The organism is Bacillus sp. TH13 (assembly GCF_016651175.1).
GTDB classification, from domain to species: Bacteria; Bacillota; Bacilli; order Bacillales; family Bacillaceae_G; genus Bacillus_A; species Bacillus_A thuringiensis_S.
Genome location: NZ_JAEKEJ010000025.1, coordinates 3308304 through 3333510, shown reverse-complemented (window position 1 = coordinate 3333510; position 25207 = coordinate 3308304). Strand labels below are relative to the sequence as shown.

Sequence of the window (25207 nt, the reverse complement as noted above, 5' to 3'; positions counted from 1 at the left end):
TTACAAAGGGAGGAATTGGAACATGAAATTAGGCATTGTAATTTTTCCATCTAAAATGATTCAAGATAAAGCGAACGGATTGCGTAAACGTTATGACCCGCACTACGCATTAGTTCCGCCACATATTACATTGAAAACACCCTTTGAGACGCAAGATGAACAATTAGAATCGATTGTAAACGAGCTACATACAATCGCAGGTAAAACGAACCCTTTCACCCTTCATGTTGGGAAAGTCGGTTCATTCGCACCTGTTAATAACGTCCTTTATTTTAAAGTAGAAAAAACACCTGAACTTACTTTTTTAAATGAAGAAATGCATGGCGGGTTATTCACGCAAGAACGCGAATATGCTTTCGTACCTCACTTAACAATCGGACAAGGCTTATCAGATGCAGAGCATGCTGATGTATTGGGTCGATTACGTATGAAAGATTTCTATTATGAACAACCAATCGATCGTTTCCATCTTCTATATCAATTAGAAAATGGAACATGGACTGTACACGAAACATTTCACCTTGGAAAGGGGAACAACTAATTTGCACGCACAGATTGTACAAACGGACGAACAACTAAGAGATGCATTCTCTGTACGTAAACAAGTGTTTGTAAATGAACAACGTGTCTCTGCTGAAGAAGAGTACGATGAGTTTGAAGAAACTTCAACACACGTTGTTATATATGACAATGATGTTCCAGTTGGTGCTGGACGTTTTCGCATCCTTGATGGTATAGGAAAAATGGAACGCATTTGCGTGCTAGGTTCCCATCGTAAAAAAGGCATCGGAAAAATTGTTATGGATGCGCTTGAAGCGTATGCAAAAGAAAATTCGCTACCAAAATTGAAACTTCATGCTCAAACACATGCTGAAGATTTCTATAAAAAACTTGGATATGTAACGAGTTCTGATGTATTTATGGAAGCAAATATCCCGCACGTCGTAATGATAAAAGAATTGTAATTTGAAAGCAGGAGGTGCCCCCTCCTGTTTTTTACATTGCTATTTTCTTTTTCTTCCGCTAAAGTTAAATGTTGATGCTATAGTTTTGAAGGTGAACATATGACACAAGAAAAATTTTCACAAAAATCGTTAACACACGCTGATATTCCGCGTGCGACATATCATATTCCGAAAACATCTACCCATTTAATTATGGAAGAAGATGTAGATGCGGCTTATTTCCGCGCTCTCGAACAACAAAATGTTTTTTTAAACGAAAAACAATTAGAAGCCGTGCGCACAACAGAAGGTCCGGTTCTTACACTAGCTGGTGCTGGAAGCGGGAAAACATCTGTTTTAACAACTCGCGTTGGTTATTTAGTAAATGTAAAACAAGTTCATCCACGAAATATTTTATTACTTACATTTACACAAAAAGCAGCTGAAGAAATCCGAAGTCGTGTTGCGAAGTTACCAGGTATGAATCATGCAGCAAGTAGCTACGTTGTTGCTGGTACATTCCACTCTGTTTTCTTAAAATTGCTTCGTAGTCAAGGGTATAATCAGCAAATTTTAGCAAATGAAAAACATAAACAAATTATGATAAAGAAAATCTTAAAAGAATTGCGTTTAAAAGACGATTATGATGCGGAAACGATCCTCGCGATGATTTCACTTGAGAAAAACAAATTAAATCGTCCGAAAGATGTAAAGGCGAAAACGCCAGTCGAACAAGAATTTAAAGAAGTATATGAACGTTTTGAAGAGGTAAAACAACGATACAATTATATTGATTTCGATGACATCTTATTGGAAACATATTATATGTTAGAAAATAATGCTCCTTTACTAACTCAATTACAACAACGTTTTCACTACATTGAAGTAGATGAGTTTCAAGATACATCCTATGCACAATATGAAATTGTAAAATTGTTAGCCACGCCAAGAAATAATTTGTTCATCGCAGGTGATGATGATCAAGCAATTTATGGTTGGCGAGGAGCAAGTCACCAAATTATTTTATCTTTTCCAAAAGAATTTGATAACACAACAATCATTGCACTAAATACGAATTATCGATCCAATCCATTTATCGTCGGGCTTGGAAATGAAGTTATAAAATTAAATCAAGAACGTTTTGATAAAGAGCTATACTCCGTTCGTGAGGAAGGTGTACAACCTTTTTATGCAAGACCTGCTACGACTCTTGATGAAGCAAATCAAATTTTACAGCTCATTCAAGAAAAAGTAGATAGCGGTGAACGAAACTATAAAGATTTTTGTTTACTGTATCGCACACATTCTGTAAGTCGTTCGTTACTTGATCAGCTTACCATTCATAAAATCCCGTTTATTAAACACGGGGCAAGCCAATCATTTTATGAGCATTCTTTAATTAAGCCTGTATTAGATCATTTAAGACTCGTGATTGAGCCGTTTCGACTAGAATCACTTTCAAACATATTGCCGACGATGTATATCGGACGTGATGATTGTATTTCATTTATTGAACGTGAACAATGGAAATATGGTGAGGGGCGCTTCCCTTCTCTTCTTCATTTCTTACTATTAAATCCAAGCTTAAAACCTTTTCAAGTAAAAAAGGTAAATGAGCGTATTGATTTTATTAAATTTATAAAAGAATTAGAACCCAAAAAAGCATTAAAAGAAATCATTCATGGTAAAGGAAAATATTTAGAGTACTTACAAAGTAACGATCGTTCTTCCTTTACGATGCATAAAGACATACAAGAAGAAATGTTAGAAGAATTAATGGAGTCTGCAACTCGTTTCACCGATATTCCGGCTTATTTACAATTTATTGACGCGGCGATTCAAGGTCAAAAAGAAATGGAAGCATTAAAAACAATGCCGCAAAAAGATGCCGTTTCACTTATGTCAATTCATAACGCAAAAGGCCTTGAATTTCCATGTGTCTTTTTACTTGGAGCGAGCGATGGGATCCTGCCCCATACTTCCTCTTTAAAAGATGCAAATGATCGCGTTACGGAAACTTCTGAAGCATTAGAAGAAGAACGCCGATTACTTTATGTCGCCATTACACGTGCGAAAGAAGAACTTTACATTTCTTCTCCGCAATTTTTCAGAGGAAAGAAATTAGATATATCTCGCTTTCTATATACTGTCCGAAAAGATTTACCTGAAAAGACATCCACTAAATAAGGATGTCTTTTTTTATAATGCATTATGTACATCCCCCCTATATAAATTCCTTGTTCTTATCATAAGAATTAACGTAATATCAACCATATCCCACTCATATTGTAATAGTGTATGTCAGAACTCACGAGAAGGAGTGAACATAATGAGCTGCAATTGTAATGAAGATCATCAACATGAGTGTGATTTCAACTGTGTATCGAATGTTGTTCGTTTTATACATGAACTACAAGAATGTGCAACGACAACATGTGGATCTGGTTGCGAAGTTCCATTTTTAGGTGCACATAACAATGCATCAGTAGCTAATACACGTCCTTTTATTTTATACACAAAAACTGGAGAACCTTTTGAAGCATTCGCACCATCTTCAAGCCTTACTAGCTGCCGATCTCCAATTTTCCGCGTAGAAAGTATAGATGATGATGACTGTGCTGTATTGCGTGTATTAACTGTAGTTTTAGGTGATGGTACCGCTGTACCACCTGGTGACGACCCAATCTGTACGTTTTTAGCTGTACCAAATGCAAGACTAATATCAACCTCGACTTGTATTACTGTTGATTTAAGTTGCTTCTGCGCTATTCAATGCTTACGCGATGTTTCTATATAAAACTAAATACTGATTTAAGCATGGATTGGGTGGCAGAATTATCTGCCACCCAATCCATGCTTAAAGAGTATTATTATGTAAATTTCTTAAAATTGGGAACTTGTCTAGAACATAGAACCTGTCCTTTTCATTAACTGAAAGTAGAAACAGATAAAGGAGTGAAAAACATGTTCTCTTCTGATTGCGAATTTACTAAAATCGATTGCGAGGCAAAGCCAGCTAGTACACTACCTGCCTTTGGTTTTGCTTTCAATGCTTCTGCACCTCAGTTCGCTTCACTATTTACACCACTACTATTACCTAGCGTAAGTCCAAATCCAAATATTACTGTTCCTGTAATCAACGATACAGTAAGTGTCGGAGATGGTATTCGAATTTTACGAGCTGGTATTTATCAAATTAGTTATACATTAACAATTAGTCTTGATAACGTACCTACTGCACCAGAAGCTGGTCGTTTCTTCTTATCATTAAACACGCCAGCTAACATTATTCCTGGATCAGGTACAGCAGTTCGTTCTAACGTTATTGGTACTGGTGAAGTAGACGTATCTAGCGGTGTTATTCTTATTAACTTAAATCCTGGTGACTTAATTCAAATTGTACCAGTTGAGTTGATTGGAACTGTAGACATCCGTGCAGCAGCATTAACAGTTGCTCAAATTAGCTAGTAAAAAGCGGTATTTCTAATACAGAAATACCGCTTTTTATATGTATAATAAAAAACACTCACAGTAGCATGAGTGTTTCATTCTTCATAGTGTTTTATTTTGTTCTTCTTTTTCCCACAATTACATCCCTTTTTCTTCACAAATCCTTGTTGTTGTAATTGTTCTTGATATGCCTGTTGTTGTGCATGGTGCTGTTGCTGTATTTGATACCACTGCTGCAGGTCATATGAATTTTGCCTTAGATTACTGCTCACAGCAAACATCTCCTCTACTGTCAATTCTGTCTATTTACTATATGACCAACTCTTTATTTCCGTTCCCTCATTCTTTTAAACTCCGCTTTTCCTCTTATTATGAAAATATATTATTCTCCCATAAAATATCCTGTAATCGTTTCAATGATTGCTGCTGCACCTGCAATAGCTAATAATGCAAGTAACGGCTCCGCAACGATAGGAATACAATTATATAAAACTAATAAAAAAGCACTAACCCATACACCTGTACACCAATAACAGCTTAATAATTCGCCAATCCACTTTCTTAATCCTTTACCTTTTACTTTTGTAAACGTTGATACACTTCCATCCGGCTCGGTAATCTCTAATTCATCAATAAATGGTCTTCGCAAAAAGGCTGTAATTTTATCATAAACAATTAAACGAGTGAGCCTAAAAGCAGCTAACGCAAAAATAAAAAATAAAAGCCAGCTTGTAAACAGCATAATTCCACCTTCCCTTATCCTCTTTCGCCTATTTAAAAAAAAAGGTCTTGAGATTGTGACCAAATCTCCTCGACTCCAATATCTTATTAATGTAAATACAAACAAGAAGATAAGGAGTGACATTAATGAGTTGTAACGAAAATAAACACCATGGCTCTTCTCATTGTGTAGTTGACGTTGTAAAATTCATCAATGAATTACAAGATTGTTCTACAACAACGTGTGGATCTGGTTGTGAAATCCCATTCTTAGGTGCACACAATACTGCATCAGTAGCAAATACACGCCCTTTTATTTTATACACAAAAACTGGAGAACCTTTTGAAGCATTCGCACCATCTTCAAGCCTTACTAGCTGCCGATCTCCAATTTTCCGTGTGGAAAGTGTAGATGATGATAGCTGTGCTGTACTACGTGTATTAACTGTAGTTTTAGGTGACGGTTCTCCGGTACCACCTGGTGACGATCCAATTTGTACGTTTTTAGCTGTACCAAATGCAAGATTAATATCGACAACTACTTGCATTACTGTTGATTTAAGTTGTTTCTGTGCGATTCAATGCTTACGCGACGTTTCTATCGTTAAGTAAACTAAAAAACTATTGGGGTGGTAGAAGCTTTCTACCACCTTTACATATTTAAAAGCCGGCCATACTAATCGATTGGATATCATCTATAGACAACCTAATATCTCTCATACTATTTTGCGGCATAATAGATACAATGCCATTACGATACGATATGATCGATCCCACATAAGAAACTGTAGCTGTTTTTATTCTGCACCTTACTTTTGGAATGTAATGAGGGCGGTTTAATAAAAAATGAATTTTTTCTTCATTATTCATATCCTTAAATGATTTATTATACGGGACAGTTCTTACTGGCTCTTGCTGTTCTTCCTCTTCTTGTTCTGCGTGTTCTTCTTTTTCCTCTTCTTCTATTTTTTCTTCCACTTGCTGCTCTTCTTGTTTTTCTTGTTCTATTACCTCTTCCACAGCACTGCTTACAATATTTTCTTGTCTATTACTTTGCTCTTTTTGATCTTCATTTTCAAAGTTTGTCAGGATAATCCTTTTTATTTTCGGTGCAGCAAGTTCTAAACTTACTTGAGCAATATATAACAACGGTTTTCCAACTGTTGAACTTTTATTTTTATTCTTCACACTCGTCCCTCCCACTTCCATACGTAGCTGAATAAATTGTGTACTATTATAGTTATATTCATCATGTGGTAAGAACTTTCGTTAAAAATCGTGCTTTCTAAGAACAAATAAAAAGGACAATCTCAGCATTTAGAGATTGTCCTTTAAAAATTAATATTATATTTATCCTAGGATATGATACCCTGAATCAACGTGAATGTTTTCTCCTGTTACACCACGTGCTAAATCACTGAATAGGAATACTGCTGTATCGCCAACTTCTTCTGGAGTTGTTGTACGACGAAGTGGTGCGCGCTCCTCAATTTCTCTTAAGATTGAGTTGAAATCGCCTACACCTTTTGCAGATAACGTACGAATTGGTCCTGCAGAAATAGCGTTGACGCGAATACCATGTTGACCTAAATCGTTCGCTAAATATTTCACGCTCGCTTCTAATGAAGCTTTCGCAACACCCATAACGTTATAATTTTTCACAACGCGCTCGCCGCCAAGGTATGTTAACGTTAAAATATTTCCGCCTTCTGTCATTACTTTCTTCGCTTCTCTTGCTACAGCTGTTAAAGAGAATGCACTAATATTTTGTGCAAGTAAAAATCCATCGCGAGAAGTATCTACAAATTCACCTTTTAAGTCATCGCGATTTGCAAAAGCAATACAATGTGCTACACCGTGAATAGTACCTACTTCTTGTTTAATTGTTTCAAAGCAAGCTGTAAGTTCCTCATCATTTGTTACATCACAAGGTAATACAAGTGATTCTTGTCCTTCTAATGTATCCGCTAATTCACGAACGTTTCTTTCTAAACGTTCTCCTGCATATGTGAAGATTAATTTTGCACCTGCATTATGCAAAGAGCGAGCAATTCCCCACGCAATACTTCTTTGGTTCGCAACGCCCATAACAACAAATGTTTTCCCTTGTAATAGTTCCATGATATATCCTCCCAGAAATACTTATACTTGTTATTAGTACCTGATACTATAATTATAGTACCATAAAACCGCTTAAAGGCAAACAAAAAAGTCATTAACAGAAATTTGTTAATGACTTTTGGTTTCTATAAAAAAGCGCTCTAACCCTTCTTCCCAAGACGGCATTTGTAAAAAACCATTTAATCGTAGCATGTTATGTTGAAAGATAGAATATTTGGGCCTCGCAGCCGCAGCCCCGAATTCTTCCGTTGAAACAGGTAATACATTCACTTTCATATTTGTATACGAAAATATCTTTTGTGCAAATTCAAACCAAGAGCATGAGCCTCTGTTTGATACGTGGTATGTACCGTATAAAGAAGTATGAATGAGCTTATTAATAACTATATTTAAATCCGCCACATACGTAGGAGAGCCAACTTGATCCGCTACAACAGATATTTCATCTCTTTCTTTTCCTAATCGCATCATCGTTTTCACAAAATTATTTCCATATTTACCATATAGCCACGATGTGCGAACGATAAAATATTTATTATGTAACTCTTTGACGAACTGCTCCCCCGCATACTTAGAGGCTCCATATATATTTATCGGCGCTGGACTATGAAATTCATCGTATCCCTCTGGTCTGGCGCCTTGAAATACATAATCAGTACTAATATAAACTAGTTTCGCTCCTACTAATTGTGAAGCGACCGCTACATTTCGAGCTCCGATTGCATTTATTCTATATGCAAGATCCTGTTCTTTCTCCGCATGATCTACTTTCGTATAGGCAGCACAATGAATAATTATATGTGGTTTTATTTCTTGTACCACTTGTTGTATTCGGGATATATTTGTCACATCTAATAGCTTTTTATCAAATGGATATATATCATATTCTTCAGAGTTTAACTCTTCAAATAGTTGCTTTCCTAATTGGCCGTTTGCTCCTGTTATGATAACCCTCTCTTTCATTTAACATGCCCCTTACTGGTCTTTTAGTAGTTTCCACCATTCCTTATTCTTTTCATACCATTTCACCGTCTCTTGTAATCCTTGTTCAAACGTATATTTCGGTTCCCAATCAAATTCATTCTTCATTTTCTCCGCATCAATCGCATAACGACGATCGTGCCCTAAACGATCTGTAACATATTCGATGTCTTTTTTTGTTTTTCCTAAAAGAGTAATAATTTGTTCCACAACTTCTACATTTGTTTTTTCATTATTTCCACCTATATTATATACTTCTCCTACACGTCCCTTATGCAGAACAACGTCAATCGCACTACAATGATCCGTTACATGTAACCAATCTCTTACATTTAAACCATCACCATATAACGGTAGTTTTTTTCCTTCCAGTGCATTCGTAACCATTAACGGAATTAATTTCTCGGGATACTGGTACGGCCCATAATTGTTAGAACAACGCGTTACTATAACCGGTAATTGATATGTTTTATAGTAAGATAGAGCTATCAGGTCCGCGCTCGCCTTACTTGAAGAATATGGACTATTTGGAGCTAACGGCGTTTTCTCTGTGAATTTCCCTGTTTTCCCTAAAGAGCCATACACTTCATCCGTTGATACTTGCACAAGTTTTATATGCGAATATTTTTTAACTAGTTCTAATAAAGTGACCGTCCCAATTACATTTGTATCATAAAAAGGAATCGGATTTTCAATACTACGGTCCACATGTGATTCAGCTGCAAAATTTACAATCACTTGTACGTCTCGCTCTTTTATAACGTGTTCTAATAGCTCTCCATTTTGAATTTCCCCTTTTACAAAAGAGTAATTCGGGTGATTCTGAAGAGATTTTACGTTATTTAAATTCCCGCTATATGTTAATGCATCGTAATTAATAATTTTATATGTTTCATAACTTTGTAGCATGTAATGAACGAAATTACTTCCAATAAATCCAGCCCCACCTGTTACTAATATATTCATAAACAACGCTCCTACTTAAAAACTATCTTCATATTCCTCTAGTAATGGTAATATCTGATCCTTATCGGACAATATAGGATCGGTTACTGGCCAAGGAATTGCTAAATCTTTATCTTCCCAAAGTAATCCTGAGTCATGCTCTGCGCTATAATATTCATCTACTTTATACATAACGATAGTATGCGGAACAAGCGTGCAAAATCCATGCGCAAACCCTTTTGGCACTAGTAATTGCCGATGGTTATCTGCACTTAAAATATATCCTTTCCATTGTTTAAATGTTGGTGATTTTTTTCGTAAATCAACGATAACATCATAAATTGCCCCTTGCATAACTTGAATGAGTTTCGTTTGTGCTTTCGGTTTTTTTTGAAAGTGTAGTCCCCGAATCGTTCCTGCCTTAGCCGAATAAGATACGTTATCCTGTACAAATGTATACGTTATCCCTAATGTTTCTAGCACCTGCTTATTATAGCTCTCTGAAAAAAAGCCACGCTCGTCTCCAAACAACCTCGGTTCTAACAATTTTGCATCGGTAAAATTTGTTTCTACAACTTTCATATTCTCACCTATTCTCCGTTAAACTGTTTCCCAAAATTAATATCCCGTGCTAACGTATTCGCCTTTTGAAGCGAAGCGTGAGTTCCCGCATCAGTCCACCAGCCGCTCATTTCATTATAAGTAAGTACCCCTCGTTTTAAATACCAATTATTTATATCTGTAATTTCAAGTTCTCCCCGTGCAGAAGGTTTTAATTCTTTAATATAAGAAAAGACTTTCGAATCATACAAATAAATTCCCGTAACAGCATAAGAGCTTTTCGGCTCTTTCGGCTTTTCTTCAATTTCAACTATTTTTCGGTTTTGAATATGTGCTACGCCAAATCTTTCGGGATCTTCTACAGATTGCAATAGTACTTTCGCACCTTCTTTTTGATTTGTAAACTCTTCAACATACGGAAGAATATCATCTGAAAAAATATTATCCCCTAATATAACTACCATACGATCATTCCCGACGAAATCTTCACAAAGCCCTAACGCCTGTGCGATCCCGCCCGCTTTATCTTGTACTCGATACGTAAAGGACACGCCAAATTCATGACCACTCCCTAAAAAGCTAACAACATTCCCCATATGCTCTTTACCTGTAATAATCATAATATCTGTAATATCGCATTGTTTTAGCTTATATACCGCATGATAAATCATCGGATACCGACCAACAGGAAGTAAATGTTTATTCGTTACTTTCGTTATTGGATATAATCTCGATCCAGTACCACCTGCTAAAATAATTCCTTTCACCCTGCATCTCTCCTTTATGATGGAGATAATATATCTTTGTAATGTTCTATAAACACTTTCCGGTACTTCTCATATGTATCCGCATCAAACTCATCCCCGTTGTAATGAATACACCATAAATTTGCTTGATTTGGGATACCGATTAAATAACCAGCCCTTTGAAACTCTAAAGACTGTGACACATCATAAAAGTGAAACCCTTGAAACAAATCTTCTCGCCACGGAATATCATACTGCGTTGCCATGAATAAACCATCAATTGCCTGAACTGATAAAAATGGTTGATTACCATAAAAAACCTGATCTAAATTTAACAATTGATAATTCTGTCTTCTGTATTCAATCACTTTCCCTACTAAATTTTTTCCTTCCCACCATATCCCGTTATTCGGTAAAAACTGAGCCCCAGCGACTCCTATTAAACCAAGCTTTTCATTTTCTTTAAAAAGAGATATAAGTGTAGAAAACATGTCTCGATTAATAAGATATGTATCTTGATGTATATACACTTTGTATTTCGCTGGATATGAAAGGGCTCGGTTGTATGCACTTGCCATACTTTGTGCATCTCGTATCGGAAAAATTTGTACGACATAGCCAGGGGGAACAAAAATGTTTCTTATTTGACTCTCACATTGTTTGAAAAGCTCTTCATTATTTACACAAACAACAACTAATATTGTATGATCTTTCATTTTTGTCCCCCCTTTTATTCTTCCTTATTTACCTCTGACATATAGTGTTCCACAAATATTTCCCGATACTTTTCATAGTTCGTCATATTCACATCAAAATGATAATGGATACACCAAGCATCGCGCTGTACAGGTACACCGACTGTATATCCTGCTTTTTTAAATTCAAATGATTGAGATACATCATAAAAGTCAAATCCGTCAAATAAGTCTTCTCGCCACGGAACATCATATTGTGTCGCCATTAATAAACCGTCAATACATTCTACAGGAATAAATGTTTTTGATTCATGATACGGTTGTTCTAAACTTGCCATATAAAACAAATCATTCATATAACCAATGACCTTTCCTACAATTCCACGCCCTTCGTTCCATACACCAGTCGGAGGAACATATTGCGCTCCAACCATCCCAATCATCCCAAGGTGTTCATGTTCCTCAAATAATTGAAGTAATCCGTATAAAAAAGCCCTATTTATAATAAAAACATCTTGATGTAAATAAACTTTATACTTCGCTGGATGCGAAATGGCTTGATTGTATCCACTCGTCATACTTTTCGCATTTCGAATCGGCATAAATTGGACAATATACCCTGGCGGTACTAACAATTGCAATATATGTCGCACGCAGTTTGCATACAATTTCCGATCATTTATACATGTAACAAATAATATTGTTTTGTCTGCAGCACTCATAATTGTGATTTTTCAGCTTCAATAATATACTGAAATACAACTGTCTCAGCCATGAAGCCACTTCCAAGACGATATTTTTTACAAATTCCATATAACTCCTCAATAAGTGGCTCATACATTTTATGATCAACATATACACGATCTACTTTACTAATAACATATCCTGCTTTTAAAAACATTCTTAGCATTTCATTAAATGTAAAGAAACGAATATGTGTTTTATCTAATAAACCATATTCTGTATACGTCCAATTTCCGGCAAGTAAGGGAGCTAATACTGAAATATGAGCAACGTTTGGTATACTTGCTAAAATCACACCATTTTGCTTTATATATGGCTTAACCTTTTCAATCACAGCCCACGGATCAAATAAATGCTCTAATACATCTCCAAATAGGATGCAATCAAATTGCCCCTCCTCATAAGGAAGATCTATTTTTTCTATATCCCCTAAAATAACATGATCTAGTCTTTCTTTCGCTTTTTCTGCAGCCTCTGGAAATGCCTCGATTCCTGATACACGTGTACCATTTTCTTTAATAGCTGCTCCCAATGCACCGCTCGAGCAACCAATATCAAGAACTTCTTTCCATTCCTTTTTTATATGCTTTAATAAATTCGGATTCGCTGCATTATAATAATGCTCGGATTTTTCTTCATATAAAGAACTTTTTTCGCGATTCATTTCACACACTCCTTATGCAAATTGAATTAGAAATATAAATCTCATATGAATTCTATAAAGTGCAGATTTTGTTCATCCCCCACTGATTATTAGCCCGCAAATAGCTTTATAAAAATTTTTATCTATATTGGTTACGTTACTGATACTCTAATATATAACCAATCTATTAGAGTTAGAATAACGATAAATCATTTCTAAAAAACGAAACCTATTACGCTTTATATGGTTTATCAAAAACTCCCCGAAAATATTTACGGTTATATTCAATTGCAGCATTATTCGGAACATAAGAAGCTGCTAATTCATTGTAATAATACGCTTTATCCTGCTCCCCTAACCTGCTATAACAAATACACATTTGTAAATAGGGTAGCCATGTGTAGCTAGCTGGACTATGAAAAGGACTTTCCGTTGCCATTGGTACTTCCGTTGCAAGTTTAAACCAAAATATCGCTTCATTATATTTTTCTTGTTCCATATATATATATCCTATTCTTGTACAATTCTCTCCTCTAGGGACGTCATACCGAAACGACTTCACACAAGATTCGATTGCCTTCTCCCACATTCCGAGCTTCGCATAGCAATCTCCTAACTTACCACATGCATAAATTTTCTCTTCATACCATCCTTCGTCTTGATTAAGAAATGTTTCATAAAGAAGAACTGCATCATCATATTTTTGGTTATCCATAGATTCATTTGCGTAATAAAACAAATCCCTCGAACTCAATTCTTCCCCTGCAGCTACAGTATTTTGAAAAATTTTCAAATTACGATTTGTTACTTTTTTTTCTTTTTTATGTGTAATAGCAACTTTACTACTAAAAGTCTCACCGGCAATAGCTAAATACTCATGAACCTTTCCAAACCATTGAAATTGTTTTTCACGCTTTACAAGTCGATTTCTTTTTGTACAATATAAAGGTTTCCCATTAGAATCCATCGCAAGATGATAAGGCATCGAAACAGCATCAAATTTAGGATCTAATTCTATTTTTAAGAGTTTCAATGCTTCTTGAGCATCTTCTAATAATACGTCATCTGCATCTAGCCACAATATATACTCTTGCGTCGCTTTTGAAAAAGAAAAATTTCTTGCTGCCGCAAAATCATCAATCCACTGGAAATCATATATGTTAGAAGTGTATTTCTCTACGATTTCTTTCGTTCGATCGACGGAACCTGTATCAACTACTATAATTTCATCCACAATTTTCTCAACTGTCTCTAAACAACGGGCTATTGTCTCCTCCTCATCTCGAACAATCATACATAAACTAATTGTAATTCCTTGCTTGTTCAACATAATCACCCTCTTCCAAATCAATCATATGTTATACATATACTAAACTTTCCATTTTTTTAAATTGTTCAAGTAGTTTAAGATTTCTTTTCAATAATTCAAATGTCCGTGTCATTTTCTTTCGGTTTTGCATCTACTATATAATGAACGCTTTATGGAGGTGAATTTATGTCAAATAATAATTATTCAAATGGATTAAATCCCGATGAATCTTTATCAGCTAGTGCATTTGACCCTAATCTTGTAGGACCAACATTACCACCGATACCACCGTTTACCCTTCCGACTGGACCTACCGGGCCTACGGGGCCGACCGGACCTACTGGGCCGACTGTACCTACGGGGCCTACTGGACCTACTGGACCTACTGGACCGACCGGGCCTACTGGACCTACTGGACCTACTGGCGGAGGAACTGGAATAACTGGGCCTACTGGGCCGACTGGTGACACGGGGGCTACTGGACCGACTGGGCCTACTGGTAACACGGGGGCTACTGGACTTACGGGGCCGACTGGTGACACGGGGGCTACTGGGGCTACTGGACCGACTGGGCCGACTGGTGACACTGGAGCTACTGGACCGACTGGGCCGACTGGTGACACGGGGGCTACTGGACCGACTGGGCCGACTGGTGACACGGGGGCTACCGGACCGACTGGAGCTACTGGACCTACGGGGGCTACTGGACCGACTGGACCATCCGGATTAGGACTTCCAGCAGGATTATATGCATTTAACTCTGGCGGGATTTCTTTAGATCTAGGAATTAATGATCCAGTACCATTTAATACTGTTGGATCTCAGTTTGGTACAGCAATTTCTCAATTAGATGCTGATACTTTCGTAATTAGTGAAACTGGATTCTATAAAATTACTGTTATCGTATACACTGCAGCAGTAAGTCTATTAGGTGGCCTTACAATTCAAGTGAACGGAGTACCTGTACCAGGTACTGGAACGAGTTTAATTTCAATTGGAGCACCTATCGTTATTCAAGCAATTACGCAAATTACGACAACTCCATCATTGGTTGAAGTAATTGTTACAGGGCTTGGGCTATCATTAGCTCTTGGTACGAGTGCATCCATTATTATTGAAAAAGTTGCTTAATTTTTTACTTAGCAGTAAAACTGATATCAGTTTTACTGCTTTTTCAATTTTAAATTCAATCATGAAACATTCGCTATCTACATAATCATATTGTTGTATGACATTTTGCAGGAGGCACAAATATGGAAAGTAAATCTGCTGTTCAGCTTTATCTCGAATTGCTAAAGAAAACAATTTTATTTGAAATATGGTTGGAATATGAGGCATACTTACCCGCATCTCTACATATTTCGAAAGAACTAGAATTCGAACCCGTTACAGTCCCCCTCCCTTTATTCATTAAGCAATATGCCGAAAACCATAACTTAAAAATTGTAAAACCAAATGTTTCAAAAAGTGAACGTCATGATGGAATGGATTGGCCAAGAGCAGCACATAGCATGATTGGTCGAGAACGTATGAACCAATTACAAGAGGCAATGGAAACCGTTGTTCGTGAAAATATAGAGGGAGATTTTATTGAAACAGGTGTATGGCGCGGAGGATCATGCATTTTTATGAATGGTTTTTTACAAGCGAACAACATTACGAATCGTAATGTGTGGGTCGCAGATTCATTTGAAGGTTTGCCAGCACCGAATCTAGAACAATATCCAAAAGATTACGGTGATTATTTACACACATTCGATTACTTACGCGTCTCTTTAGAACAAGTACAAGAGAATTTTAAAAAATATGATTTACTAAATGATCAAGTGAAATTTTTAAAAGGCTGGTTTAAAGATACTTTACCAACAGCACCAATTGAAAAAATAGCAATTGCACGGCTTGATGGTGATATGTACGAATCCACCATGGATGGTCTCATAAACTTATATGATAAAGTTTCTAAAGGTGGCTATATAATTATCGATGACTACGGGCTACCGCCATGCGCTGAGGCTGTGACAGACTTTAGAAAGCAACGAAATTTAAAAGCCCCTATTACTAAAATTGATGTATTTGGCGTTTATTGGAGAAAAGAATAAACAAGATTTAATCTATAGGAGATTCCATTTTCACTCATCCTTCTCTCACTTCTAATCCAATTAAGTATTTCTTTTGTGGAATCTCCTTACATATAACAATTGTTTTCCTTTGTTCTCTCACTACAAATTGAAAATTTTATTAATAGAGTTACTGCATATTCTCACACAAGAAAGGGGTATACTCATGAGCGAACTTAACAAAGAAATGACTTTACTCCCCCCTCCTGAACTCGTCCAATATGTAGGTGGCGACTTCAAAAAGGTTGGAAAAGAGTTCCTAAAGCATTTTATTCAAATTGGCGCTTTAAAATCAAATGAAAAAGTATTAGATGTAGGCTGCGGCGTCGGCCGAATGGCTGTACCATTAATGAATTACTTAAATGATGATGGAGCGTATTATGGATTTGATTTGTTTAAAGATGGAATTACTTGGTGTCAAAATAACATTTCAACTATGCGTAATAATTTTCACTTTGAACATGTTGACATATACAATCAATTCTATAATCCAGAAGGAAAAGAAGATGCCTCTCAATATCGTTTTCCCTATGAAGACGGGACATTCGATTTTATCTTTTTAACTTCTGTATTTACACATCTTCTCCCAAAAGAATTAGAACATTACGTATCTGAAATTGTACGTGTATTAAAAAAAGACGGGAGATGTTTCATTACATTCTTTCTAATAAATCCTGAATCGTCCTATTATTTAAATGCAGGACAAAGTACATTAGGTTTTTATCATCGAATTGAAAATTGCTACGTTGTAAATAAAGATATTCCCAATTTTGCAGTTGCTTATCCTGAGACAGATATTTGCAATCTATTGAATAAGTATGGTCTAGAAATAATCAATAAGCCACATTATGGTTTATGGTGCGGCAGACCAGAATATACAAGTTACCAAGATATTGTTCTTACAAAAAAAAGCTTCTGAAAGGAAGTTATGTATGGCGAGTGAAAAGAATCTACCTCTCGTTTCTATCCTTATTCCCACTTATAATCGACCCCATTATTTCAAAATCGCTCTAGAAAGTGCATTGGCACAAACTTATTCAAATATTGAAATCATCATTGGAGATGATAGTACAAATGATGAAACAGCAACTCTAATACATGAACAATACTTACCAAATTATAAAAATATAACATACATTCGAAATATCTCTACTCTAGGACAATTTCAGAATGACCTTATGCTCATAGAAAAATCAAATGGTGAGTATATAAATTTTTTAATGGACGATGACGTGTTTTATAAGCATAAAATACAAAAAATGATGGCCTATTTTGAGCAAGATTCCAATAAAGATCTTGCTCTTGTTACTTCTTATCGAGTACGTATTGATGATTATGGAAATCTAATCGGCGATGCCCATCCAACACAAAAGTTATATAGCGAAGATACCCCATTAAACGGAATATTTTTAGGCGACTGGATGCTAAAGGCCGGCCACAACATTATCGGCGAACCTACAACTACTTTGTTTCGAAAGAACTTGCTCACTGAACCTTTTGGCACCCTTAAAGAGCGACAATATTCTTGTAGTGTTGATATGGCCTCATGGATTTCTTTACTTTCTAAAGGAAATGCAATATACATTTCTGAGCCTTTAAGTCAATTTCGCTACCATGCTGGACAACAAATACACAATAAACTACTTCAAGGTTGCGAAGATTTCACACACCTCGTTATAACAGCAAAAGAATATGGATTTTTACAAAATACTACAGACTATAGAACAGCTCTACTTAGTGCTTACAAATGGTGTAAAAGTTCCTTAAAATACTACCTTCATCAACTAGATATTTTTCCTGACGCACATGTACGTCTTGCCCATTGTTTGGATATAATTATTAAAGAGTTAAACAATTAAACTACTCTGCAAAATCAAAAGTGTATGGACTATATGTGAATCATTCGTATAGTTCATACATTCTTTCTCATACTATAAAGTGAAACTTTAATCAGTGGGGGTTTTCTTCATCCCCCACTGATTATTAGTTGAACCAATCGGGCTTTTACGGGCAGTTGATCCCCCTCCTAACTTCTTCGCTTTCGCTGAATTTTGAGGTGGGGGTCTTACTGCCCATTAATGCGGGATAAAATCCATTACTATAAAGAGCAGTAGAAAGGAATACCTACATTGAAAGATTCAAATTCTCAATATCAAATAGACTACGTATTACTATTTATTTTATTTGCCATTGGGATTGTTAGTTGTTGTGCTATTGCAAGTGCGCAAGCCTCCTTACCGCCATTTTTACAAAACGTCAATTTTGTACTCAAGCAAATCCAATGGTACTTCATTGGATTTATAGCCATTGGTGTTATTATGATTATCGATTTCGATCGTTATCAAAAAATTGCTTGGTATTTGTATAGCTTTGCAATGGTACTACTTATTGGACTAGAACTTCAAGTACCAGGTGCCGTTACAATTAAAGGCGCTACCGCTTGGTACAGGCTCCCAGGCATCGGAAATTTTCAGCCTTCTGAAATTATGAAATTGTTTTTAATTATCGTCATTGGACGAATTATAGCAAATCATAATGAGAAATATTTTTCCCGAACAATGCGTGACGATTTTTTATTACTTGGAAAAATATTTGCGACAAGCTTGCCACCACTACTACTTATTGCAAAAGAACCAGATTTAGGAAACACAATGGTCATTTCAGCGATGCTTGCAGCAATGATACTAGTTTCTGGCATACGATGGCGTTTTATTTTCGGATTAGTTTCAGGTACTTTCGTGGCTGGATCTACATTAATATATATTTTTTTACTCACACAGATTTCTTTAAAGCACACATTTTAAAAGAATATCAATTAAATCGCTTCTACGGATGGTTGGCACCTTACAAATATGATGCGCAAGGCTATCAATTAAGACAAGCATTCTTAGCGACTGGATCCGGAGAAATGCAAGGAAAGGGGTGGGAAAATGGACAAGTATATTTTCCAGAACCACATACAGATTTTATTTTCACTAATGTCGCTGAACAATTTGGATTTCTAGGCGCAAGTGTCATTATTTCACTTTTTTTCTTACTCATTTTTCGAATGATTCATATCGCTTTAGAAAGTAATGACCCTTTCGGTAGTTACATTTGCGCTGGTACAATCGGAATGTTTACTTTCCAAGTATTCCAAAATATCGGGATGACAATCGGATTACTTCCCATTACAGGGATAACATTACCTCTTATGAGCTACGGAGGAAGTTCACTGCTTACATACATGATTGCGATTGGATTCATTTTAAATATTCGCTCAAGAACGAAAAGCTTTATGTTTAAATGAACAACACAAAAACGCTATATTTTTATCTCTATCCTTTTTTAGATATACTAATGAAAAATACGATGGAGGTTTAAATATGAAATATGACATTATAGGAGATATTCATGGATGCTTCCAAGAGTTTCAAAATTTAACAGAGAAGCTAGGATATAACTGGAGTAGCGGTCTACCGATCCACCCTGAACAACGTAAACTTGCATTCGTTGGTGATATTACAGACCGTGGTCCTCATTCATTACGTATGATCGAAATTGTATGGGAACTTGTCATACATAAAAAAGAAGCTTATTACGCTCCTGGAAATCACTGTAATAAACTATATCGATTTTTCCTTGGACGTAATGTAACAATCGCTCACGGACTTGAAACAACTGTCGCTGAATATGAGGCACTTCCCTCTCATAAGCAAAACATTATAAAAGAAAAGTTTATCACTCTTTATGAACAATCACCACTCTACCACATACTAGATGAAAAAAAAGTAATCGTATGTCACGCTGGGATTCGGCAAGATTACATAGGAAGACGAGATAAAAAAGTACAAACCTTTGTATTATATGGCGATATTACAGGAGAAAAGCATGCCGATGGCTCACCTGTCCGTCGCGATTGGGCGCAAGAATACAAGGGGCAAGCTTGGATTGTATATGGACATACACCAGTAAAAGAACCTCGATTCGTCAATCAGACAGTCAATATTGATACTGGTGCTGTATTTGGTGGCAAATTAACCGGATTACGTTATCCTGAAATGGAGACTATCTCTGTCCCGTCTTCTTTACCTTTTGTCGCTGAGAAGTTCCGTCCAATTTCATAACTACCTTACTTAGCGAGAGATTACCGTATTATTTAGGCAGATCTCATATAAAACTAGGTAAAGTAATTAAAAAAAGATGCAATAAAGTGCATCTTTTTTTAATTACTTTACATATAATGTCGCAGGAGGTGACAGAATGAAGAAAAAATCTTCTAAACAAAAAAGAAAATTTCCCCCTTTATATCTGCCCATGTACGGAATTAACAACTGGTGTAGTATTCGGGCTGCAGCCATAGAAGAACTAGAAGAACAAGAGTCATCAAAAAAAAGCAAAGTAAAACCAACATATGTCTCTTTAGAAAATGCTGTGATGAACCACATAATCGATCACAGAAAAATAAAGATGCAACAAAAAAATAAACAGCTCTCAAATCAAGATGAACAGGTACTACGTTCTAACCAAACAGAAGAAAAGGCGGAAGAAAATAATTCTGTAGCAATAAATAAAAAAGTGGAACCAGAAATTCCAGCTGCTATTATAAACAAAGTAAAAAAAATAAAAGAAGCATTAGCTTCATCGAATGATATACAAACTGAAAAACCACTCATAATTGAGACACCTACACCTGAAAATACAAAAGTTAAAAGGGGCGGCCGATATGCATATGCGGAGGGGCTTCACTCTCATGCGGAGGGCATGGCAGCACATGCGGAAGGCTTATTAACACACGCAAAAGGTTCTTTCTCTCATGCAGAAGGATCCAACTCAAAAGCAACTGGACATAGTTCGCATAGTGAGGGAAGTGAAACGACAGCAGGCGGTGCTTATTCTCATGCGGAGGGTAAACAGACGACTGCTTTAGGCGAAGCAGCACACGCAGAAGGAACCGCAACTATCGCTAACGGCTCCTCTTCTCATGCGGAAGGTCATCATACATCAACAGCTCATTTTGCAGGTAGCCATATTATGGGGCGCTTCGGCACTGCAGAAGAAGCTTATTCCTGGTTTATTGCAAATGGTGCAAACGACACCGACCATAATATCGGTGCTAAATGGCTTGCCCATAATGGAGAAATGTATATTGAGGGCGCGTCTTACAATGCAAGCGGAACGGATTTTGCACAAATGTTTGAAACAGAAGGTCATAAACCTATTGATGTCGGTTATTTCGTTACATTTAGTAGCGAAGAAAAAATTCGGATAGCTACTTCACACGATTCGTTCATTTTAGGAATATCTAGTGCAACCCCTGCACTTATAGGAAATAGCGGGGCTTTAAGTTGGCAAAAACGCTATAAAACAGACAACTTTGGAAAACGCCAATATGTATGGACGGAATCAGAAGAAATACAACCTCTTTTAAATACAGAATGGGATCCAGCTTGCAAATATGTAGCAAGAAAAGATCGCGCCGAGTGGCTTCCTGTCGGATTAATTGGGCAAATGTTAGTACGTGATGACGGCACTTGCGAAACGCATGGATATTGTCGTCCAAATGACAATGGCATTGCTACAAAAGCCGAAAATGGATTTTTCGTTATAAAGCGTACGGGTGAAAACCAAATTTTAATATTATTCCGCTAAGAAAAAAGGGAACAAAATTCTTTATAATATAAGAATTTTGTTCCCTTTTTAAGCATTCCTAAGTAACGCTTGCATATCGCTTGGAATCTTTATAGTGAAAGACATTTCTTTCTCTAAAATAGGATGATAAAACGTCAAAGATTTACTATGAAGTGCTTGCCGTTTCATTTCATCCCTTCTTCCTCCATATAAGTTATCACCAAGTAATGGATGTCCTATATGAGCCATATGCACACGAATTTGATGCGTTCTTCCTGTCTCAAGCTCCAGCGCTACATGTGTCTTATGATATGTACTACCAATTACTTTAAAATGAGTAACTGCCCTTTGTCCATCCTCACAAACTGTTCGCTCAATAATGCTATCAGATTTCCGACCAATTGGTGCACCAATCATTCCTTCTCGTTCTACCATCTCACCGTGAACAATTGCTTCATACGTTCGTTTCACAGCTTTTTGTTGATGCTGCTTCGATAAAAGATGATGCACGAAACGATTTTTTGCAATAAGCATAAGCCCTGAAGTATCACGATCTAACCGTGTTACAATGTGCACTGTACTTGCAAGATACTGCTTATCATAATGAGATAAAAGCGCATTGGCAACACTCCCTGTCGGATGTTCTCTAGACGGAATCGTTGACATGTTCGCCTCTTTATCAATGATAAGAACCGCATCATCTTCATATACAATACATAAAGGGATATCTTCTGCAATCATCCCTTCACTTCTTTCCTCCACTGGAAAAAAAATACGTAATTCTTCACTAGCGCGCAACCGATGACGAACACTTGCATGTTGACCATTTACTTCAATTGCCCCGCCGTGAAACTTTATATCCGTTAAAGCGGCTTTAGAAATACCTTTCGTTTTCAAGAATTCCCTAACTAAAATCCCCTCTTCAGCCAGCCCTATATCCCATTTCAATGTAAATCTGTTCAAATATATAACCCTTTCTATTTATCTGCAACAAACGAGTCACGAACTCGTTTCCAGAACGGGAACGGGCGGAAACGAACAAATCGTACTTTCTCGTTTGCGACACGATACTGGATTGATTTCACATCTTGATGGACCATCGTTAAATGATCCACTGTAATTTGTAAGTTCATTCCTGCAGCTGGCTTTAACACACATGTATGGTGCTTCGGCAATACGAGTGGCGATCCCACAGTACGAAACACACGATTGTTAATGGACGCCATTTCTGCAATTTGAATCGCTTCAATAGAAGGGTGAATAATTGCTCCGCCAAGCGCTTTATTATACGCAGTACTTCCTGAAGGAGTAGAAATACAAAGACCGTCCCCTCGGAATGTTTCAAAATATTCTCCGCGTATTTCTACTTCTGTTACTAATGTACCTTCTGCACTTTTTACAGTCGCCTCATTCATCGCCAAATACTGTGACTCTTTACTTCCATTCACATAGCGAATAATCACTTCTAAAAGCGGATATTCCACCACTTGGAATGGTGTTTTCGCAATCGCAATTACTAATTTCTCTACTTCTGTCGGTAACCAATCTGCATAGAAACCTAAATGTCCTGTATGTACACCAACAAATGCTGTTTCATCCAATCGATTATAATAACGATGAAACGCATATAAAAGCGTTCCATCTCCCCCAACAGAAATTACAATATCGGGTTCCTTTTCATCCATTGTAAATCCAAAATCTAACAAGTACTCTTTCATCGTGCTTGCCAGTGTATCTGATGATTGATCTCCCTTTGACATAATCGTAAATTTCATCGCCCAACACCCTTTAGTTTATGATTCGGAATCTTTCGTTTCTTGCTTTCTTGAAAAAGCCTTCTGCGCTTCTTGAATCTCAAGACGAATAGAAGACATCTCTTCATCTAATAAAAACGCCGCTTCCGCTGCACGTTGCAAGCGTATTTTAATATCTTCAGGAAAACGTCCACTATATTTATAATTTAAAGAATGCTCAATTGTTGCCCAAAAGTTCATTGCTAGCGTGCGTATTTGGATTTCTACCAATACTTTTTTTTCCCCCTGAATCGTTTGAACAGGGTAACTAATGACAACGTGATAAGAGCGGTAGCCGCTATCTTTCTTTTGCGTGACATAATCACGTTCTTCCACGATTTCAAAGTCATTTCGTTTTCGAAGATACTCTACAACAGGCTTAATCTCATCAACAAATTGACACATCATTCGAAGGCCCGCAATGTCTTGCATATCTTCTCTAAGCCGGTCTAGCGGTACATTTCTCTTCTCCGCTTTATCAATAATACTCGCAACTGATTTCACTCGTCCAGTTACAAACTCAATTGGGGAATGCTCCGTCAACATTGCAAACTGCGTACGCATTCCTTTTAATTTCACTTTCAGCTCTGCCACCGCTTGGTGGTAAGGTGCTAAAAATTCTTCCCAATTTCGATTCATTTCAACCACCACCAAAATCAATCCATTTGCTTATAGAAATACTTTTTCTACAGCAGTTACTAGTTCTTCTCCGTAATTTGCATTACCTTCAATATTTTCAACTAAATATTCTACTTCTTCTTTTAATCCTTCTAATTCCATTTCAATGTCATTCACGCGAATGAACATTACCATATCTTTATTCATCGCTTCATGCATTGCTTCCCAGCATGTGTGCGGAATACTTACATAAATGAAAGATGATTCGTTTTCTAAAATATATAAAAATGATAAATTGTCTGAGTCTACAAGTACGTGATTACGCGCACTTAGCTCCTTTACCTCTATTTCACTATTTTCCGCACAAAAAATAAGCGCATTCTCTCTCGTTTCTACGCTCTTAACTTGAATTTTATTTTGCATGCTCGAACTCCTCCATCTCAACTTCCTGTCTTACTTAACAGTATTATTGTATCATAACATGGACGCAAACAAATAAAACATTGAACCAAATTTATGAAAAAGCGATAATGTGTAAAGAATTATTTTTCAAAAGGAGATTATACAATGACACAAGAAATTGAAATTGAATTCAAAAATATCGTTACAAAAGAAGAATTCGATATATTATGTAAATCGTTTTCCATTGAAGCATTTACGAAACAAGTGAATCACTACTTTGAAACACCTGACTTCTCGTTAAAAGAAACTGGCTCTGCACTTCGTATTCGTCATAAAGGAGAAACTTATACGTTAACGCTGAAACAACCTGCAGAAATCGGCTTATTAGAAACGCATCAAGTCGTAACAGAAGACGAAGCAAAAATGATGATGGAAACAAACACAATCATTCAAGGAGCAGTAGTAAATCAACTACACAAATTACAAATTCCTGTTTCCGCTTTAACATATATGGGTAGTTTAACAACAGAAAGAGCCGAAGCATTATTTAAAGGCGGAACGCTTGTCTTTGATCATAGTTTCTATTACAATCACGATGATTATGAAATTGAATTTGAAGTGCAAGATGAAGAAACAGGAAAAGCTGCATTTATTCATTTATTAACGCAACATAACATACCTGTTCGTCATACAAATAACAAAGTAAAACGCTTTTTCCTTGCCAAACAAAACAAAGCACGCTAAAGTGAAAATTCCACTAGTGAATATGTTTCACTAGTGGATACATCTTACTAAAAAAGTTTACACC

General features: G+C 36.5%; 29 protein-coding genes and 1 pseudogene. 14 read left to right on the top strand and 16 right to left on the bottom strand.

Going from position 1 to position 25207, the window contains the following annotated elements:
* The first annotated feature begins 22 nt into the window (after positions 1–22).
* The 5 genes from JFU02_RS25695 to exsF all read left to right on the top strand — a co-directional run bounded on the left by JFU02_RS25695 (position 23) and on the right by exsF (position 4412).
* A complete protein-coding gene (locus tag JFU02_RS25695) occupies positions 23–541 on the top strand; it encodes a YjcG family protein (RefSeq protein WP_000765871.1) in 519 nt (172 codons plus the stop codon).
* Position 542: 1 nt separating this feature from the next.
* Positions 543–965 (top strand): GNAT family N-acetyltransferase, encoded by a 423-nt coding sequence (locus JFU02_RS25690; protein ID WP_000543294.1) that lies wholly within the window; start codon positions 543–545, stop codon positions 963–965.
* Between the two features lie 99 nt (positions 966–1064).
* Positions 1065–3131, top strand: a complete 2067-nt coding sequence (locus tag JFU02_RS25685; RefSeq protein WP_000191193.1) for an ATP-dependent helicase — start codon at positions 1065–1067, stop codon at positions 3129–3131.
* A 142-nt stretch (positions 3132–3273) separates the two neighbouring features.
* Positions 3274–3741, top strand: coding sequence for a spore coat protein CotY (gene cotY, locus JFU02_RS25680; protein WP_001277719.1), 468 nt, complete (start codon positions 3274–3276; stop codon positions 3739–3741).
* Positions 3742–3908: 167 nt separating this feature from the next.
* Complete coding sequence (exsF, locus tag JFU02_RS25675) at positions 3909–4412, top strand: exosporium protein ExsF (protein WP_000492942.1); 504 nt, start codon at positions 3909–3911, stop codon at positions 4410–4412.
* A gap of 77 nt (positions 4413–4489) precedes the next feature.
* Here the strand turns inward: exsF and JFU02_RS25670 are convergent, their stop codons facing one another.
* Together JFU02_RS25670 and JFU02_RS25665 are read right to left on the bottom strand one after the other, a co-directional pair.
* Positions 4490–4675, bottom strand: coding sequence for a hypothetical protein (locus tag JFU02_RS25670; protein WP_003306531.1), 186 nt, complete (start codon positions 4673–4675; stop codon positions 4490–4492).
* 101 nt (positions 4676–4776) lie between these two features.
* Entirely contained in the window at positions 4777–5136 is a 360-nt protein-coding gene (locus JFU02_RS25665; RefSeq protein WP_000899659.1) for a DUF1360 domain-containing protein, read from the bottom strand.
* 125 nt (positions 5137–5261) lie between these two features.
* Here JFU02_RS25665 and exsY point away from each other — a divergent pair, with 125 nt between their 5' ends.
* Positions 5262–5726 carry an exosporium assembly protein ExsY gene (exsY, locus tag JFU02_RS25660; RefSeq protein WP_001277742.1) on the top strand — a complete coding sequence of 155 codons (465 nt, stop codon included), beginning with the start codon at positions 5262–5264 and terminating at the stop codon, positions 5724–5726.
* Positions 5727–5774: 48 nt separating this feature from the next.
* Here exsY and JFU02_RS25655 read toward each other — a convergent pair whose 3' ends face one another.
* From JFU02_RS25655 to JFU02_RS25610, 10 genes are all read right to left on the bottom strand, one after another.
* On the bottom strand, positions 5775–6323 hold the full coding sequence (locus JFU02_RS25655; RefSeq protein WP_097821119.1) for a spore coat CotO family protein: 549 nt from the start codon (positions 6321–6323) through the stop codon (positions 5775–5777).
* Between the two features lie 141 nt (positions 6324–6464).
* A complete protein-coding gene (gene fabI / locus JFU02_RS25650; protein WP_000421885.1) occupies positions 6465–7235 on the bottom strand; it encodes an enoyl-ACP reductase FabI in 771 nt (256 codons plus the stop codon).
* A 108-nt stretch (positions 7236–7343) separates the two neighbouring features.
* A complete protein-coding gene (gene rfbD, locus JFU02_RS25645; protein ID WP_000664662.1) occupies positions 7344–8198 on the bottom strand; it encodes a dTDP-4-dehydrorhamnose reductase in 855 nt (284 codons plus the stop codon).
* A gap of 12 nt (positions 8199–8210) precedes the next feature.
* Positions 8211–9182: a dTDP-glucose 4,6-dehydratase gene (gene rfbB / locus JFU02_RS25640; RefSeq protein WP_001024180.1), complete on the bottom strand. Its 972-nt coding sequence runs from the start codon at positions 9180–9182 to the stop codon at positions 8211–8213.
* 15 nt (positions 9183–9197) lie between these two features.
* A complete protein-coding gene (gene rfbC, locus JFU02_RS25635; RefSeq protein WP_000869419.1) occupies positions 9198–9743 on the bottom strand; it encodes a dTDP-4-dehydrorhamnose 3,5-epimerase in 546 nt (181 codons plus the stop codon).
* Positions 9744–9751: 8 nt separating this feature from the next.
* Positions 9752–10489, bottom strand: a complete 738-nt coding sequence (locus tag JFU02_RS25630) for a sugar phosphate nucleotidyltransferase (protein ID WP_000676169.1) — start codon at positions 10487–10489, stop codon at positions 9752–9754.
* 14 nt (positions 10490–10503) lie between these two features.
* On the bottom strand, positions 10504–11184 hold the full coding sequence (locus tag JFU02_RS25625) for a glycosyltransferase family protein (RefSeq protein ID WP_000651523.1): 681 nt from the start codon (positions 11182–11184) through the stop codon (positions 10504–10506).
* A 14-nt stretch (positions 11185–11198) separates the two neighbouring features.
* Entirely contained in the window at positions 11199–11885 is a 687-nt protein-coding gene (locus tag JFU02_RS25620) for a glycosyltransferase family protein (protein WP_001271181.1), read from the bottom strand.
* Complete coding sequence (locus JFU02_RS25615) at positions 11882–12571, bottom strand: class I SAM-dependent methyltransferase (protein ID WP_061666490.1); 690 nt, start codon at positions 12569–12571, stop codon at positions 11882–11884. The genes JFU02_RS25620 and JFU02_RS25615 overlap by 4 nt, the downstream gene beginning before the upstream one ends.
* 211 nt (positions 12572–12782) lie before the next feature.
* Entirely contained in the window at positions 12783–13880 is a 1098-nt protein-coding gene (locus JFU02_RS25610) for a glycosyltransferase (protein WP_000932911.1), read from the bottom strand.
* 165 nt (positions 13881–14045) lie between these two features.
* Between JFU02_RS25610 and JFU02_RS25605 the strand changes: the two genes are divergently transcribed.
* The 7 genes and pseudogenes from JFU02_RS25605 (at position 14046) to JFU02_RS25575 (ending at position 21607) form a co-directional block, all read left to right on the top strand.
* The gene (locus tag JFU02_RS25605; RefSeq protein ID WP_086405983.1) at positions 14046–14990 is read left to right on the top strand and encodes a BclA C-terminal domain-containing protein; all 945 of its coding nucleotides are present in this window, start codon (positions 14046–14048) and stop codon (positions 14988–14990) included.
* 122 nt (positions 14991–15112) lie between these two features.
* On the top strand, positions 15113–15958 hold the full coding sequence (locus JFU02_RS25600; protein ID WP_000444384.1) for a TylF/MycF family methyltransferase: 846 nt from the start codon (positions 15113–15115) through the stop codon (positions 15956–15958).
* 184 nt (positions 15959–16142) lie between these two features.
* Positions 16143–16895 carry a class I SAM-dependent methyltransferase gene (locus tag JFU02_RS25595; protein ID WP_001292844.1) on the top strand — a complete coding sequence of 251 codons (753 nt, stop codon included), beginning with the start codon at positions 16143–16145 and terminating at the stop codon, positions 16893–16895.
* Between the two features lie 13 nt (positions 16896–16908).
* Complete coding sequence (locus JFU02_RS25590; RefSeq protein WP_000135608.1) at positions 16909–17835, top strand: glycosyltransferase family 2 protein; 927 nt, start codon at positions 16909–16911, stop codon at positions 17833–17835.
* 270 nt (positions 17836–18105) lie between these two features.
* Positions 18106–19265 (top strand): annotated as a pseudogene (locus JFU02_RS32835) (FtsW/RodA/SpoVE family cell cycle protein).
* Between the two features lie 76 nt (positions 19266–19341).
* Positions 19342–20082: a bis(5'-nucleosyl)-tetraphosphatase PrpE gene (gene prpE / locus JFU02_RS25580; RefSeq protein ID WP_000872690.1), complete on the top strand. Its 741-nt coding sequence runs from the start codon at positions 19342–19344 to the stop codon at positions 20080–20082.
* Positions 20083–20218: 136 nt separating this feature from the next.
* Complete coding sequence (locus JFU02_RS25575; protein WP_201071867.1) at positions 20219–21607, top strand: peptidase G2 autoproteolytic cleavage domain-containing protein; 1389 nt, start codon at positions 20219–20221, stop codon at positions 21605–21607.
* Positions 21608–21655: 48 nt separating this feature from the next.
* Here the strand turns inward: JFU02_RS25575 and JFU02_RS25570 are convergent, their stop codons facing one another.
* Genes JFU02_RS25570 through JFU02_RS25555 form a run of 4 tightly spaced genes read right to left on the bottom strand, consistent with a single transcriptional unit; the run spans position 21656 to position 24420 of the window.
* On the bottom strand, positions 21656–22549 hold the full coding sequence (locus JFU02_RS25570; protein WP_201071864.1) for an RluA family pseudouridine synthase: 894 nt from the start codon (positions 22547–22549) through the stop codon (positions 21656–21658).
* A 14-nt stretch (positions 22550–22563) separates the two neighbouring features.
* Positions 22564–23361 (bottom strand): NAD kinase, encoded by a 798-nt coding sequence (locus JFU02_RS25565; protein ID WP_000673196.1) that lies wholly within the window; start codon positions 23359–23361, stop codon positions 22564–22566.
* Positions 23362–23379: 18 nt separating this feature from the next.
* Positions 23380–24018 carry a GTP diphosphokinase gene (yjbM, locus tag JFU02_RS25560; protein ID WP_001081480.1) on the bottom strand — a complete coding sequence of 213 codons (639 nt, stop codon included), beginning with the start codon at positions 24016–24018 and terminating at the stop codon, positions 23380–23382.
* A gap of 30 nt (positions 24019–24048) precedes the next feature.
* Entirely contained in the window at positions 24049–24420 is a 372-nt protein-coding gene (locus JFU02_RS25555) for a UPF0738 family protein (RefSeq protein WP_001180015.1), read from the bottom strand.
* Between the two features lie 144 nt (positions 24421–24564).
* Here JFU02_RS25555 and JFU02_RS25550 point away from each other — a divergent pair, with 144 nt between their 5' ends.
* On the top strand, positions 24565–25143 hold the full coding sequence (locus JFU02_RS25550) for a CYTH domain-containing protein (RefSeq protein WP_000191113.1): 579 nt from the start codon (positions 24565–24567) through the stop codon (positions 25141–25143).
* Positions 25144–25207 lie beyond the last annotated feature (64 nt).

Bases quoted from the DNA above. Each gene is read 5' to 3' on its own strand.
- JFU02_RS25610 (WP_000932911.1), bottom strand. From the start codon at position 13,880: ATGTTGAACAAGCAAGGAATTACAATTAGTTTATGTATGATTGTTCGA.
- JFU02_RS25695 (WP_000765871.1), top strand. From the start codon at position 23: ATGAAATTAGGCATTGTAATTTTTCCATCTAAAATGATTCAAGATAAA.
- JFU02_RS25655 (WP_097821119.1), bottom strand. From the start codon at position 6,323: ATGGAAGTGGGAGGGACGAGTGTGAAGAATAAAAATAAAAGTTCAACA.
- JFU02_RS25685 (WP_000191193.1), top strand. From the start codon at position 1,065: ATGACACAAGAAAAATTTTCACAAAAATCGTTAACACACGCTGATATT.
- fabI (WP_000421885.1), bottom strand. From the start codon at position 7,235: ATGGAACTATTACAAGGGAAAACATTTGTTGTTATGGGCGTTGCGAAC.
- rfbB (WP_001024180.1), bottom strand. From the start codon at position 9,182: ATGAATATATTAGTAACAGGTGGGGCTGGATTTATTGGAAGTAATTTC.
- JFU02_RS25555 (WP_001180015.1), bottom strand. From the start codon at position 24,420: ATGCAAAATAAAATTCAAGTTAAGAGCGTAGAAACGAGAGAGAATGCG.
- JFU02_RS25590 (WP_000135608.1), top strand. From the start codon at position 16,909: ATGGCGAGTGAAAAGAATCTACCTCTCGTTTCTATCCTTATTCCCACT.
- JFU02_RS25565 (WP_000673196.1), bottom strand. From the start codon at position 23,361: ATGAAATTTACGATTATGTCAAAGGGAGATCAATCATCAGATACACTG.
- JFU02_RS25665 (WP_000899659.1), bottom strand. From the start codon at position 5,136: ATGCTGTTTACAAGCTGGCTTTTATTTTTTATTTTTGCGTTAGCTGCT.
- JFU02_RS25600 (WP_000444384.1), top strand. From the start codon at position 15,113: ATGGAAAGTAAATCTGCTGTTCAGCTTTATCTCGAATTGCTAAAGAAA.
- prpE (WP_000872690.1), top strand. From the start codon at position 19,342: ATGAAATATGACATTATAGGAGATATTCATGGATGCTTCCAAGAGTTT.
- JFU02_RS25550 (WP_000191113.1), top strand. From the start codon at position 24,565: ATGACACAAGAAATTGAAATTGAATTCAAAAATATCGTTACAAAAGAA.
- JFU02_RS25575 (WP_201071867.1), top strand. From the start codon at position 20,219: ATGAAGAAAAAATCTTCTAAACAAAAAAGAAAATTTCCCCCTTTATAT.
- JFU02_RS25670 (WP_003306531.1), bottom strand. From the start codon at position 4,675: ATGTTTGCTGTGAGCAGTAATCTAAGGCAAAATTCATATGACCTGCAG.
- JFU02_RS25625 (WP_000651523.1), bottom strand. From the start codon at position 11,184: ATGAAAGATCATACAATATTAGTTGTTGTTTGTGTAAATAATGAAGAG.
- rfbD (WP_000664662.1), bottom strand. From the start codon at position 8,198: ATGAAAGAGAGGGTTATCATAACAGGAGCAAACGGCCAATTAGGAAAG.
- exsY (WP_001277742.1), top strand. From the start codon at position 5,262: ATGAGTTGTAACGAAAATAAACACCATGGCTCTTCTCATTGTGTAGTT.
- JFU02_RS25620 (WP_001271181.1), bottom strand. From the start codon at position 11,885: ATGAGTGCTGCAGACAAAACAATATTATTTGTTACATGTATAAATGAT.
- exsF (WP_000492942.1), top strand. From the start codon at position 3,909: ATGTTCTCTTCTGATTGCGAATTTACTAAAATCGATTGCGAGGCAAAG.
- rfbC (WP_000869419.1), bottom strand. From the start codon at position 9,743: ATGAAAGTTGTAGAAACAAATTTTACCGATGCAAAATTGTTAGAACCG.
- cotY (WP_001277719.1), top strand. From the start codon at position 3,274: ATGAGCTGCAATTGTAATGAAGATCATCAACATGAGTGTGATTTCAAC.
- JFU02_RS25605 (WP_086405983.1), top strand. From the start codon at position 14,046: ATGTCAAATAATAATTATTCAAATGGATTAAATCCCGATGAATCTTTA.
- JFU02_RS25595 (WP_001292844.1), top strand. From the start codon at position 16,143: ATGAGCGAACTTAACAAAGAAATGACTTTACTCCCCCCTCCTGAACTC.
- JFU02_RS25615 (WP_061666490.1), bottom strand. From the start codon at position 12,571: ATGAATCGCGAAAAAAGTTCTTTATATGAAGAAAAATCCGAGCATTAT.
- yjbM (WP_001081480.1), bottom strand. From the start codon at position 24,018: ATGAATCGAAATTGGGAAGAATTTTTAGCACCTTACCACCAAGCGGTG.